Origin of the sequence: Mesorhizobium sp. M0633 (assembly GCF_040320645.1) — a bacterium.
Classification (GTDB): Bacteria; Pseudomonadota; Alphaproteobacteria; order Rhizobiales; family Rhizobiaceae; genus Mesorhizobium.
The window spans coordinates 1-13,468 of record NZ_JAMYQC010000048.1 but is presented as its reverse complement, the minus strand read 5'-3'; the positions used below and the strand labels follow the sequence as shown (position 1 = coordinate 13,468).

Genomic DNA, 13,468 nt, shown 5'->3' with positions numbered 1-13,468 from the left:
CATGGCGCAGAAGATGCTGCTCAGCCTGCGCCGGATCTGCCGCAGCTTCGGCGGCATCCAGGCACTCGATGACGTTTCGCTGGACATCGCCAGGGGCGACATACTCGGCCTCGTTGGCGACAATGGTGCCGGCAAGTCGACGCTGATCAAAATCCTGGCCGGCGCGCATGACCCAACTTCCGGCGACGTGATCCTCGAAGGGCGGCCGCAAAAGTTGTCGCCGCCGTCCGAAGCGCAACGCCTCGGCATCGAGACGGTCTATCAGGACCTGTCGCTGATCGGCACGTTCACTGCCGCCGAAAACTTCTTTCTCGGCCGCGAGATTGCGCTTGGCCGCGGCCCGGCGCTGCTGCGCTGGATCCGCCGCAAATCGATGGGCGACATCGCGATGCGCGGCCTCGAGGAACTGCACATCGAGATCCCCGGGGTGCGCAGCAAACCGGTGGATCGCATGTCCGGCGGCCAGCGCCAATTGGTGGCGATCGCGCGCGGTGCCTTTTGGGGCCACAAGCTGCTGCTGCTCGACGAGCCCACCGCGGCGCTCGGCGTGCGCGAATCCCGTGAGGTGCTCGACCTCATCAAACGACTCGGCGCCCAGGGGCTGACGATCGTCATGGTCACCCACAATCTCGATCATCTCTGGCAGGTGTGCAACCGCGTGGTGGTGATGCGCAGGGGCCGCAAGGTCGCCGATCTCGCAAGTTCCGGCACCAACATGGAGGATGTCGTCGCTTATATCACCGGCGCCAGGCAGCCGGCGACCGCGCAGGCGGAAGCATGAGCGCGGCTGAAACGATGACGCTGCGCCGGCTGCTGGGCAATGCGCCGAGCCGCTGGGGGCATTGGGGTGCCGACGACGAGATCGGAGCGCTCAACTATCTGACCGCCGACGAGGTCAAGCGGGGCCTGGCGTCGGTGCGGGACGGCCGCACCTTCACCCTCGGCGTGCCGGTCGGGACTTCTGAGGGCGATGCCGTCTTTCCCGGCCGCTGGCCGGCGAAGCATTTCATGGTCGCCGACAAGGCCGGCTTCGAGAACGGTCACTGGCAACCGCTTGCCGGCGGCCTCGAATTCGCAGACGACTATATCACCAGCTTCGCACAGGCCGGCACGCATTGCGACGCGCTCGGCCACATGTGGTTCGACGACACGCTTTGGAACGGCTTCGCGGCAAGCAGTACCAATGGCGGCATGACCAAGGCCAGCATCATGCCGATCGCGGAGCGCGGGATCGTCGGACGCGGCGTGCTGCTCGACATCGCCCGGTTCCGCGGCAAACCGGCCCTTGAGCGCGCTGAAACATTCACGCATCGCGACCTCATGGAATGCGCCCGGGCCCAAGCGGTCGATATCCTGCCGCGCAGCATCCTTCTCGTTCGCACCGGCTGGGTCGGCGCACTGGCGGCGGGAAGCCAGCGCGTCGGCGATGGATATTGGGAACCCGGACTGACCTTCAGCCTCGACCTCGTGCGCTGGTTCGACCAGATGCAGATCCCCTGTCTGGTTACCGACACACTGGCCAACGAGACAACCTACGAGCCCGAGACCGGGTTGATGCTGGTGCTGCACGCCGCGCTGATGCGCAATCTGGGCGTGGCGTTCACCGAAATGGCATCGCTCGACCTGCTGGCCGCCGACTGTGCCTCGGACCGCCGCTACGAAGGCTTCTACTGCGCCAGTCCGGTCAAAGTGAGCAAGGGCACCGGCGGCGCGGCAAATCCAGTGTTCATCAAATAGCACCAACAAGGTGGAACGGCTTATGACTTCTGCAGACGACCAGATCTGTTTCCTGCCGGCCACGGAACTGGCCCAGCGCATCCGGCGCCGCGACCTGTCGCCGGTTGAAGTAACCGAGGCCTATCTGCGCCGCATCGAGGCGCGCAACCCGGTGGTCAACGCCTATACGCTGGTTCTCGGCGACCAGGCGATGGAAGCTGCGCGGGCCGCCGAAAAGGCCGTGATGGCAGGCGGTTCGCTTGGACCGCTGCATGGCGTCCCCGTCGGCATCAAGGACCTCGACGATATGGCCGGCGTGCCGACCTCGATGGGGTCGTGGGCGGTGCACGACCGGGTGCCCAAAACAAGTGCTGTGGCGGTCGAGCGCCTGCTCGACGCAGGCGCCATCGTGCTCGGCAAGACCAACACGCCGGAGTTCGGCCATAAAGGTATCACCGACAATCTGCGCTTCGGGCCGACCAGCACGCCCTTCGCGATCGGCTACAATTCCGGCGGCTCGTCCGGCGGCAGTGCGGCAGCGGTCGGCGACGGCATGGCGGCCCTGGCGCAAGGCACGGACGGCGGCGGTTCGGTCCGCATCCCCGCCTCGTTCAGCGGCACCGTCGGCTTCAAGCCCTCTTTCGGCCGCATTCCTTCGGTGACTCGCCCCGACGCCTTCTTGTGGGGACATCCTCTGGTCCATATCGGACCGCTGACCCGCACCGTTGCGGACGCCGCGCTGATGACCAAGATCATGGCCGGGCCTCACAACCGCGACCCGTTCTGCCTGCCGGATCACGGCGTTGACTATGTCGGCGCCGTTGCCGGGCGGACGCCGAAACTGCGCGTGGCCTACAGCCCGCGACTGGGCAATTTTCCGGTCGAAGCCGGGGTCGCCACCGTCGTTGCCCGGGCAGTCGATGTCATGCGAGCACATGGCATTGAGGTTGATGAGGTCGAGCTCGATTTCAGGGCCGATCACAAGGAACTGGCTGCGCTTTGGGTGCGCACGATCTCGATCCACTATGCTGCCATCGCCGTGTACTGGAAACAGGAGGGCATCGACCTAATGGGCAAGCACGCCAAGGTGCTCACCCCGCAGTTCCTCGCCATGCTGGAGGGCGCCTACAAGGTGTCCGCCGTCGACCATGCGCTCGACGATCTTTTGCGCACCGGCGTCCTTGACGGCCTCGAGGATGTATTCGAAACCCATGACCTGATCGTCTCGCCGACGCTGGCCGTTCCGCCCGTCAAGAATGCCCCCGACGGCAACACGATCGGGCCGACATCGATCAATGGCGAGGCGGTCGATCCGCTGATCGGCTGGTGCATGACCTATCCGATCAACTATACCGGCCATCCGGCGATTTCGGTTCCGGCCGGCCTGACGGCGCAGGGCCTGCCGGTCGGCCTGCAGATCATCGGGCGGCGGCACGCCGACGAAACCGTTCTGGCGATGGCGGCTCAGTTCGAACGTATGCAGCCCTGGTTCCAAAGCTATCCGGGGCTCGCTGGATAGTTGGGTGTCGGAATACCTAGATCGGAAGCTGCAGCAGCTCGGAAATCACCAGACCGGCTGCGCCTAGGAGGGCGGCCCGGTCACCTGCATCGCCGGCAATGAATTCGATCGCGCCGCCGGGTCGTGACGGAACCATGGCGCGGACATGCTCCGCGATTGCGCCGAGCAGGCAATCGCCGCCGAGCACGACATCGCCATGCATGATGAAAATGTTGGGCGCCACCGTCTGCTGCAGATTGGCGATGCCGACGGCGACGTTGCGGGCATAGCGGTCGAGCAGCTCAGCCGCTCCCGGCAGCCGCCGCGCCGCCATGTCGACGAGGCGGGCCGAGTCGATCAGGTCTGGCTCTGGCAGAGCCGTGCGGGCGGCCTCCCGCCGGAGCCAGCTCAAGGTGGCAATGGTGTCCCAGCAGCCGCGCCTGCCACAGCGGCAGGGCTCGCCGTCGAGCTGCACGAAAGTGTGTCCGAGTTCGCCGCCTGCGCCTGCCGTGCCACGATAGAGGTGCCCGTCGAAATAGAGTGCGCCGCCCAGCACCTCGCCCGTGTAGACGACCGCGAATTGCCTGACGCCGCGCCCGGCGCCGAACCAGCGGTCGCCGACCAGCAAGGCGCGCGGATGATGGTCGAGCTTGACCGGCAGGCCGAAGCGTCGCCCGAGATCGTCGGCGAGCGGGTAGCGGTCGAGCGCCGGCGCGAGATTGACAGCGACGATCGACCCGCGATCGGTGTCAACCATGCCGCCGACGCCAACACCGATCCCGAGAGGCATGCGCCGCGCCCTGGAGAGAGTGTCGCCGACGCATTCAGCGATCGACTCGATGATTGGCCGGACCGGCCCCCTGCCGTCCGGCAGGGCCATCTTGCGTTCCGATTCGATCTTGCCGTCGAGCGTCGCCACGCAGGCATGCACGGCATCCGGCATCAGCAGCACACCGCAGATCGGACGGGCATTGGGCGAGAACCACAGCGGCCGGGCCGGCTTGCCGCCGCCCGGACTGGGAGGAACCGGGTCGCTCTCGACCAGCACCTGATCGTCGATCAGCGGCTGCACGATTCCGGAAATGGTGGTGCGGTTGACCCCGGCCAGGCGGGCCAGTTCAGCCCTGCTCGTCGGCCCAAGATCGAACAGGGCCTGCAGCACACGGCCGCGATTGGTCGAGCCGACCATCGAGGACGACAGCAGCGCCTTGCGCCGGCGCGAAACCCGCTCCGCGCCGGACGCATCGCCGGGCGGCGTGAACAGAGCGCTGCGTCCGCCATTCGGGCGCCCATCGTCGGTATCGTCCATCGTCGGGTTTTTCATAAGGGGCATCCTGCCAGCTCTTCTAACCCAGGACCTTACCGGTTTCGAGCACTTTGTGCGAGCAGGCAACAAACTCGTGCATTGCCAGGACAAGATGCGTCGCAAATGTTCAAAGACACGCCAGCTCGGCGTCTCCTGACTAATTGGTGTCACAATAAGTTCCTGACCCACTTCGGCTTTGACACGTTGCGCGACCTGCCGGATTTCGAGGCACTCGAGGACGCTGGCCTGCTGCCAAAGACAAGCTGCTCGCCGGCGATATTCCGGTTGGCCAGACGAGCGGGGAGCGTGATGATGAGGTGGACATCGTCGCTGAAGGCGAGATGCCATGAGCAGACAGGCTTCTCTCTTCGACTCTCGGCAATCTCACGTCCAGGACCGACCGAACTGCAAATGCCCTCTCACGCTCCACCCATATAAATATCCATGATCTGCCGATCGTCGCGCACATCCTGAGGCTTTCCCTCGAAGCGCCTTTCGCCGGCCGCCAGGATGTAAAGCTTGTCTGCCATCGGCATCGCCTCACGGATATTCTGCTCCACCATCACGATGCCGATGCCGTGCGCGGTGAGGCTGCCAATGCGCTCGAGCGTCTCGATGACCATGGCCGGCGATAATCCGGCGGAAGGCTCGTCGAGCAGAATGAAGCGCGGTTCCGAGACCAGCGCTCGCCCCAGCCCAAGCATTGCCTGCTCGCCGCCAGAAAGCGAACCGGCCGCGGTTCGCCGTCGCCGCGCCAAAGAAGGATATTGCTCGATCACCGCCTCGATGCGCTGTTCGACTAGCCGGCTGTCCGCGATGGCGTAGCCCCCCATGCGCAAATTCTCTATCACTGTGAGGCGCGGAAACACACCGCCGCCCTGCGGCATCAGCACCAGCCCCTGGCGCACCACCTCATGGACGGCAAGGTTGGAGAGCGTTGCATCGCCCAGGCTGGCCGTGCCGCTCCACACCGGCAGGGCGCCGGCAATCGCCTTGAGCAGGGTCGACTTGCCACAGCCGTTCGGTCCGAAGATGCAGGTGATCTTACCAGCCTCCGCGCTTAGTGAAACGCCATGGACGATCTCCTGCTTGCCGTAGCCGGTGACGATGTTTTCGGCGGTGAGGGTGGTGCTCATTGCGGCCGCCCCAGATAGGTCTGCATAACTTCCGAATTGCGAACGATGTCGTTAAAAGAGCCGCTGGCCACGACGCGCCCTGCATCCATGACGATGATGCGATCGCACACGTTGCGTACCATCTCCATGTCGTGCTCGATGACCAGGAAGGTGATGCCGTGTTCGCGCAGCCGCGCGATGGCCTCTAGGATGATCTTGCGGATGTTGGGATGCACCCCCGCCGTCACCTCGTCGAGCAAAATGAGCGTGGCCTGTCGCATGATGACGCGCCCGAACTCCAGCAGCTTCTGCTGGCCGCCCGAAAGGTCCGAAGCGCGATTGTCGGCGACATGGTCCAGCGTGAGCAGCGCCAGCGTTTCGGCTGCCCGATCACGGGCGCCCTGCCAATGGCCCTCGGCCGCTGCCGCTAGCAGGTTTTCGGTGACGCTCATATTGTCGAACATGGCCGGAATCTGGAAGGTGCGCGCAAGCCCCAGCCGCGCGATCGCGTGAGCCTTTCGGCCGCCAATTTCGTGACCGTCGAAGCGGATCTGGCCACGATCCGGCGCCACCGTGCCCGACACCAGGCTGAACAGAGTCGACTTGCCGGACCCGTTGGGCCCAATCAGGCCGGCGATCTCGCGCCGACCGACCTCCAGAGACACACCGTTAACAGCCTTGATGCCGCCGAAATGGCGGTAGAGTTCGCGCACGACGAGGATAGGGTCGCCGGCCCCGGCCGTTTTGCCCTCGACCACGCTCAATTGGGCCCTCCATGGCCGTCGCCGACAACCTTGCCGACCGCCTTGTCCAGCACGGCGCCGGACTTGGCCCCGTGCCGCGAAAACAGACCGGCGATGCCGTTCGGCATGAACACCACCACCAACACGATGGCCGCGCCCAATATGGCGATGTAGAAGGCGGTGTCGCCCCAGTACATCCAGATCACGCGGTTGACGACGAACAGCCCTACACCGCCCAGTGCCGGCCCCCACAGGCTGCCTAACCCGCCCAGCAGCACCATTACCACCATCTGGTCGGTGATGTCGCCGCCGAAGACGCTTTTCGGATTGATGAAGGTGACCCAGTAGGCGAAGATCGCGCCGAACACCGAAGCGGTAACGGCGCTGAGTACGAAGGTTTGCAGCTTGACCAGCGACGTGTTGATACCGATTGCCTCGGCAGCCGGCTCGTGGTCGCGCAGCGCCTTGACCTTCAGCCCGAAACGCGACCGCTCGAACAGCGCCCAGGTGATAAGGTAGGTCAGCGCAGCCGCGCCGAACATGGCGAAGTAGAAGAAGCGCTCGTCGAGAAAGGGCGGCAGCCCAATTCCGCCAATGCCGCCGGTAAAGTCCATCACCGAGGTGAACTGGATGAGCACCTCGGCGAAGGCCCAGGTGGCTATAGCGAAATAGGCGCCGCGCAGGCGAAGTGTCGGCGCGCCGATCATGATGGCAAACAGCGCCGTCACCACGATACCGGCCGGGACGGTGGCAAAGAAGGGCCAGGCGAGTTTGTCGCCCATCAGCAGCGCCGTGACATAGGCGCCGAGCCCGAAGAAAGCCGAATGGCCGAAATTGATGTAGCCGGCATAGCCGCCGAGCATGTTCCAGGAGCAGGCCAGCCCCGCCCACATCAGCGCGCCGGTGGCGATGCGCAGCCAGTAGTTGTTGACCAGCATCGGCAGGAGCGCCAGCACAATGATCACCCCAATCAGCAGGAGGAGGCCGGTCCGGCGTTGCTTCATGTCCGGCCTCACAGGCCGTGTCGCAGGATCCCGCTCGGGGACAGGAGCAGGACGAGGAACAGCGTGGCGAAGATCGCCAGCAGCGAATAGCTCGACCCGACATAGGTCGCGACGAAGGCTTCGATGACGCCGAGCAGCAAGGCGGCGACAAGGGCACCGCCGACGGAGCCCAACCCGGCAAGCACAGCCACGAAGAACGCGAACAGCGTATAGCGCAGGCCGACCTCCGGATTGACTGAAAAAATTGCACCCATCAGCACGCCAGCCATGGCGGTGATGCCTGCGTAGAGCCCGTACACATTGGCGCTGAGGCGGCGAATGTTGACGCCCATAAGCGCAGCGTTCTGCCGGTTTTCGGCCGTCGCTCGGATCGCCAACCCATAGCGGGTGCGGTAGAGGAACAGGAACAGCCCGCCGGCGATGGCGATGGCGAACACCGCCGCCGCCACGCGGATCAGCGGCACCGTCACCGGCCCGACGGCAAGGCTCTCGCCGCTCAACGCCGTCGGAACGCTGTGGGTATTGAAGCCCCACGCGGTCAGCATGCCGCCGCGTAGCAGCGTGAACAGGCCGAAGGTCAGCGCCAGCGCCATCAATTCCGGCCGAGCCGTGCGGCTGTTGCGGACATTGTAGAGGATCGGCCCAATCAGATAGCCAATGGCGCCGAACAGCACGAATGCCACGGGGATCGCCAGGAATCCGTCTACGCCCAGTCCGGCGGCCATGTAGTAGCCGAGATAGCCACCCAGTACGACCCAGCCGCCCACAGCGAAATCGATGACGTGCAGCACGCCGAAAGCGAGCTGGAATCCGATCGTAAAGGTGGCGATGACGCCGCCGATCAGAAGGCCGTTCAGCAAGGTCTGTAGGAAAAGATCCAAGGCGGGAACCATCCGTCAGTCAGCCAAACCAAAAAAACGCGGGGTGCCGCGGCAAGGCGGCCGCACTCTATGGCATGGTCCGTTATTTTCTGAGCACGCGCAACCGTCGTCGTTCCCCCAGAAAGGGTGATGGCGATGAGGCTGCCCACCCCCTGTCCGAAGCCGCTTATTTCCAGGCCGGCAGCGGGTAGGTGAGGTTTGCCGACGCGGCCTCTTTCGGGCCCACCGCCACCGTCTTGCCGCCCTGAATCTGGATCAGCACCGGAACCGGTTGGACGTTGTCATGGTAGTGGTTGCCTTCCTTCTCGAACTTGATCGGCCCATAGAAGGTCTGGATTTCTGTCTCCGCGATCGCGTCCTTCAGCGCCACCCTGTCTTCGGGCGTTAGTGCCGGCTTCTTGCCGAGTCGCTTGACGGCATCGCCGAAAACGAGGCCGCTGGCCGCGCAGGCCGCTTCGGTGTAGTCGGGCTCGTGCCCGGACTTCTTTTGCGCCATCTCGGCAAACTCCCTTGCGGTGCCGAAGACGTCGTCCTTGTACGGAACCGATGGCAGCCACACCGAGACGCCGCAGGTGCCGTCGGCGTCCGCGGCCAGCGCCTCGGCGAAGGCCGGGTCGGTGACGCCGTAGTGCATTATCAGCGCCTTGGGCCGGAAGTTTAGCGACTTCGAGGTCTTGACGACATTGATCAGCGGCTCCTCATGGCCGCCGACGGCGACGATGTCGGGATTGAGCGCTGCGATCTTAGAGATAACTGGGGTTAGGTCGCCCGAGGCGGGCACCAATTCGTAGGCGACGACTTCCAGCCCGGCCTCCTTGGCTCCGTCGCGGAAACCTTCGCCGGTTTCCTTCGAGAAGGGCTCGTTGACCCCGATCACCGCAATCGTCTTGGCCGTGGGGTTGGACAGTTTCGCCAGCACGGCCAGCGACTTACCGGCAGTGGTGTCTACGGCCGGGATGATGCCGAAGTTGAATTCCGGCTTGGCCTTCCAGACGTTCGGCGATTCCGCGGAGCCGGAAATCATCGGCACCTGATACTTCTGGCAGATCGGCTGCACGGCGATGGTCGAGCCGCTGGTGTAGGGGCCGAACAGCACGTCCACCTCGTTCTGCACGATTAGGCGCTCGGCGGCGTCGGCGCCGGTCGCCGGGTTGCTCTGGTCGTCACCGTAGAACATGTCGACCTTGAAACGCTCGCCGGCGACCTCGACGCCCCCCTTGGCATTGATCGCCTCCGCCCACAGGTCGTAACCGCGCTTGGTCAGGTTGCCGCCGAGGATGTTCTCGCCCGACAGCGAGGTAATAACGCCGGCCTTGTAGGTCGCCACCTGCGCGTGTGCCGTTCGCACGAACGGCATTCCCAACGGACCGGCCGCGAAGGCGACAGCGCTGCCGCCGAGGACCCAGCGACGCGAAAAACCTTTGCTGTTCGTGGACATCATTCAACTCCCTTTGCCCGGCTATGAGATTTGGAAACCGACCATATTCTTGTTCCTACCACTATATGCCCTTTGTGCGGATAAGGAAGATTTCGCTGCCGTCCTCGGATCACGGCGGCGCAGGCGGCGATGAAAGCCATCTGGAATGACGATGGCTCCCGCTCGGTAGCCCTATGTTGATGACTATTGCAAACTCGCCAGCGGATTGCTCATCGGCTTGATTAATGCCAGCGCGGGCCGGCGCTTCCGCAATGCCGCGCCGCTCGCCGTCAACTGCAGAAATGGGACAGTCGTCATCAGGACAGGTCAGCTCGTCGCTGCTCGACTCCGCGATCGAGAGGAGAAACGCCGGAAGTGGCGGTTAGCTCAAGCCAGGATGGAGCGACCCGGCGCCCGCAGGTCAAATCCTGCTGTCGCAACGATTAGGAGGGCCCGACAATCTACCTTGATCGCAACGCCACGGTAGTCAACACGATAGCTGACGCCGCGAAAGCGCTGGAACAACCATGGCCATACATGGGCAGGCAAGGGACGTTGTGGAGGCGTTTCGTCAGGAAGTGGGTGGCGCCCATGCGGGCCTTGATCGTGCCGAAGGGATGCTCGACCGTCTCGCGCCTTGTCCGCATGGCGTCGGGATTGGCGTTGAGCCGGCGCTGGACCTCCTCCACGACATGCTCGCGCTCCCATCGGGTGATCCGGCGCTCCTTGGACGGCGTGCATTGCCGCTTGATCGGGCAGGCCGCGCAAGCTGCGGTCGACCAGTAGCGACGCAGCGTCATGCCATTCTCGACGTTGCTGTAGTGGTAGGTCAGCAACGCTCCGGACGGGCAGCGATAGACATCCTGATCAGGTAGATAGGCGAAGTCCTGCTTGCTGAACCGTCCGTCGGCCTTCGCGCCGGCTGTTCACAGCTGCTCTACGCGCTCAGTTCTCGACAAGCCGGCCAGAGAACTATCCTTCCAGAAGCGACGCGGGATCAAGGGACGTCGCCTGGCCAGACGTGACGCGCAGGAGAGGGCACCTTTGCAAACGCGACGATCACTCCGGCACGCCGGAGATGCCCAGCGCCTCGACGTAACGCTCGGCGAACACCTTGTCCCGCCACGGGTTGATCTGTCTCTGCAGGGTGAGCGTGTAGGTCGGGAACGCCTCCATCAGCCGCCGCGCCGCCGCCTGCGCTTCGTCCAGCCGGTTGAGTTTGACCAGCGCCATGATCACCACCCGGTGCGAGGAGCCGTAATTCGGCATCTCGCGCAGCGCTCGTTCTCCCCAAACCAGCGCTTCCTCGTAGCGTTCGAGCATCAGGTAGCTCATCCCGATGCCGGAGAGCGCGATGCCCTTCTCGGGGTCGACCGGACTCAGCCGCATTGCCCTGTGGAAGTGCTCGATCGCGACGAGGGGGTGGCCGGAATGGGCGTTCACCCAGCCGCTGCCCGTATGGCCCTGCGCCGAATTGGGGTTAAGGAGCAGGGACCGTTCGATCGTGTCCAGCGCCGTCTCGTAATCCTTGGCGCTGTAGGCGATTACCTGCGCGGCGAAACGCAAGCTTGTCGGGTCGTCTCGCGCGTCCGCCAGCACCTCGCGAGCCATGCGCACGGCGACGCGGATATCGTCGGGCTCGTGCCAGCACTGACTCACCGACAGGCTGCGGATATAGGCACCGAGTGCCTTCGCCAGGGTGAAGCCTGGGTCGATGCTGAGCGCCTCGTTGGTGAGCCGGCGCACGTCGGCGAAGCCTTCGCGCGTCATGCTGTAGAAGCGCGGCAGCGCACGAAGGTAGAGGTCGTAGGCACCGATGTAGTCGGTCGGCTTCATGCGCGCCTGCTTGATCTCCTGCAGCCGGATGCTCGGTTCGACAGCGCCGACGACGCTCTCGGTCACCTTGTCCTGCAGGTCGAAGATATCGCTCACGTCGCCCTCGAAGCGGTCGGCCCAGACATGATGTCCGCTGATCGCGTCCACCAACTGCCCACTGATGCGCACCCGCGATCCTGCTCTGCGGATGCTGCCTTCGAGCACGTAGCGGACGCCCAGCTCGCGCCCGACCTGGCGAAGGTCCACCGCCCGGCCCTTGTAGGTGAAGGACGAGTTGCGCGCGATCACGAAGAAGGAGTCCACCCGGCTCAATCCCGTGATGATGTCCTCCACCAGCCCGTCGGCGAAGTATTCCTGATCGGGATCGCCGCTCATGTTGGTAAAAGGCAGAACCGCGATCGAGGGTTTCGCGGGCAGCGGAGGCGGTGCAGCCACCGAGGCACCGGCGTCGGTCTCGACGCGGTAGGCGCGCACAGGCCGCTCGATGTTCTTGAGGCGCAGGTCGCCGAGCGGCGTGAAGCCGCAGTCGAGCTTGCCCTGAAGGTGGTCGTAGGCGGTGCCTGAGACGACCACGGTGCCGGGGTCGGCGATGCTGTCGAGGCGGGCGGCGATGTTGACCCCGTCGCCGTAGAGGTCGCCGTCCTCCTCGCAGACCACGTCGCCGAGATTGATGCCGATGCGGAAGCGAATCCGCTCTTCCTCGGGCATCTCCGCCTCGTGTTCTGCCAGGGCCTGCTGGATCGCCATCGCCGAGGCCACCGCGTTGACGACGCTCGCGAACTCACACAGCATGCCGTCGCCGGTGAGCTTGACGATCCGACCCCGGTGCTCAGAGACCAGCGGTTCGAGGAGGTCCTTGCGGTAGATCTTCAGCCGCTCGAGCGTGCCGCGCTCGTCGCGCTCCGTCAGGCGCGAATAGCCGACCACGTCGCAAACCATGATCGCTGCGAGGTGGCGCTGCGTGGTCATTGCACCGCTCAGCCAAGCGCCTGCACGCGGGCCGCCCCGCGTCCATGTCCTGCCAACTTCCAGACGCCCCACGTGCATGGTATCCGTCTCTCCCAGTCGCCGCCCGTCGCCGATACAGAACGGAAAACGCAGCTCGACCTTGCCTTCACGAGATTTCGCTATCCCGCTTGCCAGGCGTGGAGCGTTCCAGTCGCCGCGCTAACAGCCAACCGGCGACACGCCCACGCAGCCTCTGGGGACGCTGACACGCCAATCCCAGAAGGCCGGAGATATTTGCTGCCCTTGGTAACCGGTTGACGCCACCGTCGCGGTGCTTTTGTCACCGCGATGTAACAGCGAGATGGCCCTACGAACGCGCGCATCGGGCATCACACCAGACGTTCGCGCTTAGAGGTGCTGAGGTCGGAAAGTGGCGCGTTCTTCCGCTTGGCGAACGCGTAACAATGACTCTCGTTGCTGCCGTTTAGTCGCAAAATCCCAAAGCCCGGATCGGGTGACGGGCATCTACTGTTCCGAGACACCGGCCGCGCGGTGCGAGGCCATGTCTGCGGCCATCCGCTCGACATCCCTACGGAACTGCGTTCTAAACCAGGACGTGATGGTGAACGTTGGCCGCGCCGCGACAAGCTGCGCCGCCCCGTCCGACGAGCTTCTTCGATGCGCCCCGCCTGCTCCTGGATCATCATGATGTATTGGCATGGCGCGACCCCAACTACGGCAATGTCGCATATTGCTATTCAGGAATCACTCGATTGCAAGGCCGTCGAGCGGATGGAGAAAGTCAGCGACGAACAATACCGCCGCTGAACCTTACCGGGGCCGCACCGTCTCGCACTTGGCGAAGTCTTGCGCTGCCGAGTTCTGCAATAGTGACAGGCACGCTGCCAACTCACCCCAGCCAATACCTCGGCCCCGGCCCCTTGCGTCCTGCCATATCGGCAGGGTTCGCAAGGCTACACCGGTCGATCGACAGGCAGCCGCAA

11 protein-coding genes and 2 pseudogenes are annotated in these 13,468 nt (G+C 64.5%); 5 read left to right on the top strand and 8 right to left on the bottom strand.

Annotated features, from left to right (window positions below; all coding sequences use genetic code 11):
* The first annotated feature begins 1 nt into the window (after position 1).
* From NKI47_RS31610 to NKI47_RS31600, 3 genes are read left to right on the top strand one after another with little or no spacing between them, the layout of a single operon-like run.
* Positions 2-781, top strand: coding sequence for an ATP-binding cassette domain-containing protein (locus tag NKI47_RS31610; protein WP_352457238.1), 780 nt, complete (start codon positions 2-4; stop codon positions 779-781).
* Positions 778-1,737 (top strand): cyclase family protein, encoded by a 960-nt coding sequence (locus NKI47_RS31605; RefSeq protein ID WP_352595147.1) that lies wholly within the window; start codon positions 778-780, stop codon positions 1,735-1,737. The genes NKI47_RS31610 and NKI47_RS31605 overlap by 4 nt, the downstream gene beginning before the upstream one ends.
* Before the next feature lie 22 nt (positions 1,738-1,759).
* Positions 1,760-3,235: an amidase gene (locus tag NKI47_RS31600; RefSeq protein WP_352595146.1), complete on the top strand. Its 1,476-nt coding sequence runs from the start codon at positions 1,760-1,762 to the stop codon at positions 3,233-3,235.
* 16 nt (positions 3,236-3,251) lie between these two features.
* Here NKI47_RS31600 and NKI47_RS31595 read toward each other — a convergent pair whose 3' ends face one another.
* Positions 3,252-4,538: an ROK family protein gene (locus tag NKI47_RS31595; RefSeq protein WP_352595144.1), complete on the bottom strand. Its 1,287-nt coding sequence runs from the start codon at positions 4,536-4,538 to the stop codon at positions 3,252-3,254.
* Positions 4,539-4,694: 156 nt separating this feature from the next.
* Here NKI47_RS31595 and NKI47_RS31590 point away from each other — a divergent pair.
* Positions 4,695-4,870, top strand: a pseudogene (locus NKI47_RS31590) (SMC-Scp complex subunit ScpB); the annotation flags it as partial.
* A 69-nt stretch (positions 4,871-4,939) separates the two neighbouring features.
* Here the strand turns inward: NKI47_RS31590 and NKI47_RS31585 are convergent.
* The 7 genes and pseudogenes from NKI47_RS31585 to NKI47_RS31555 all read right to left on the bottom strand — a co-directional run bounded on the left by NKI47_RS31585 (position 4,940) and on the right by NKI47_RS31555 (position 12,485).
* The gene (locus NKI47_RS31585; protein ID WP_352595141.1) at positions 4,940-5,656 is read right to left on the bottom strand and encodes an ABC transporter ATP-binding protein; all 717 of its coding nucleotides are present in this window, start codon (positions 5,654-5,656) and stop codon (positions 4,940-4,942) included.
* Entirely contained in the window at positions 5,653-6,393 is a 741-nt protein-coding gene (locus NKI47_RS31580; RefSeq protein WP_156937422.1) for an ABC transporter ATP-binding protein, read from the bottom strand. The genes NKI47_RS31585 and NKI47_RS31580 overlap by 4 nt, the downstream gene beginning before the upstream one ends.
* A gap of 2 nt (positions 6,394-6,395) precedes the next feature.
* A complete protein-coding gene (locus NKI47_RS31575) occupies positions 6,396-7,382 on the bottom strand; it encodes a branched-chain amino acid ABC transporter permease (RefSeq protein WP_352595138.1) in 987 nt (328 codons plus the stop codon).
* 8 nt (positions 7,383-7,390) lie between these two features.
* Complete coding sequence (locus NKI47_RS31570; RefSeq protein ID WP_023679126.1) at positions 7,391-8,263, bottom strand: branched-chain amino acid ABC transporter permease; 873 nt, start codon at positions 8,261-8,263, stop codon at positions 7,391-7,393.
* 166 nt (positions 8,264-8,429) lie between these two features.
* Positions 8,430-9,701: an amino acid ABC transporter substrate-binding protein gene (locus NKI47_RS31565; protein ID WP_352595135.1), complete on the bottom strand. Its 1,272-nt coding sequence runs from the start codon at positions 9,699-9,701 to the stop codon at positions 8,430-8,432.
* Between the two features lie 530 nt (positions 9,702-10,231).
* Positions 10,232-10,606, bottom strand: a pseudogene (locus NKI47_RS31560) (transposase); the annotation flags it as partial.
* A 133-nt stretch (positions 10,607-10,739) separates the two neighbouring features.
* Positions 10,740-12,485, bottom strand: a complete 1,746-nt coding sequence (locus tag NKI47_RS31555) for an adenylate/guanylate cyclase domain-containing protein (RefSeq protein WP_352595132.1) — start codon at positions 12,483-12,485, stop codon at positions 10,740-10,742.
* A 453-nt stretch (positions 12,486-12,938) separates the two neighbouring features.
* On the opposite strand from NKI47_RS31555, the gene NKI47_RS31550 reads away from it, so the two are divergent.
* Positions 12,939-13,292, top strand: coding sequence for a cupin domain-containing protein (locus tag NKI47_RS31550; RefSeq protein WP_352595129.1), 354 nt, complete (start codon positions 12,939-12,941; stop codon positions 13,290-13,292).
* The last annotated feature ends 176 nt before the right edge of the window (positions 13,293-13,468 follow it).

Coding starts and splice junctions, on each gene's coding strand:
- NKI47_RS31610 (WP_352457238.1), top strand. CDS start 2: ATGGCGCAGAAGATGCTGCTCAGCCTGCGCCGGATCTGCCGCAGCTTC.
- NKI47_RS31605 (WP_352595147.1), top strand. CDS start 778: ATGAGCGCGGCTGAAACGATGACGCTGCGCCGGCTGCTGGGCAATGCG.
- NKI47_RS31600 (WP_352595146.1), top strand. CDS start 1,760: ATGACTTCTGCAGACGACCAGATCTGTTTCCTGCCGGCCACGGAACTG.
- NKI47_RS31595 (WP_352595144.1), bottom strand. CDS start 4,538: ATGAAAAACCCGACGATGGACGATACCGACGATGGGCGCCCGAATGGC.
- NKI47_RS31585 (WP_352595141.1), bottom strand. CDS start 5,656: ATGAGCACCACCCTCACCGCCGAAAACATCGTCACCGGCTACGGCAAG.
- NKI47_RS31575 (WP_352595138.1), bottom strand. CDS start 7,382: ATGAAGCAACGCCGGACCGGCCTCCTCCTGCTGATTGGGGTGATCATT.
- NKI47_RS31565 (WP_352595135.1), bottom strand. CDS start 9,701: ATGTCCACGAACAGCAAAGGTTTTTCGCGTCGCTGGGTCCTCGGCGGC.
- NKI47_RS31555 (WP_352595132.1), bottom strand. CDS start 12,485: ATGACCACGCAGCGCCACCTCGCAGCGATCATGGTTTGCGACGTGGTC.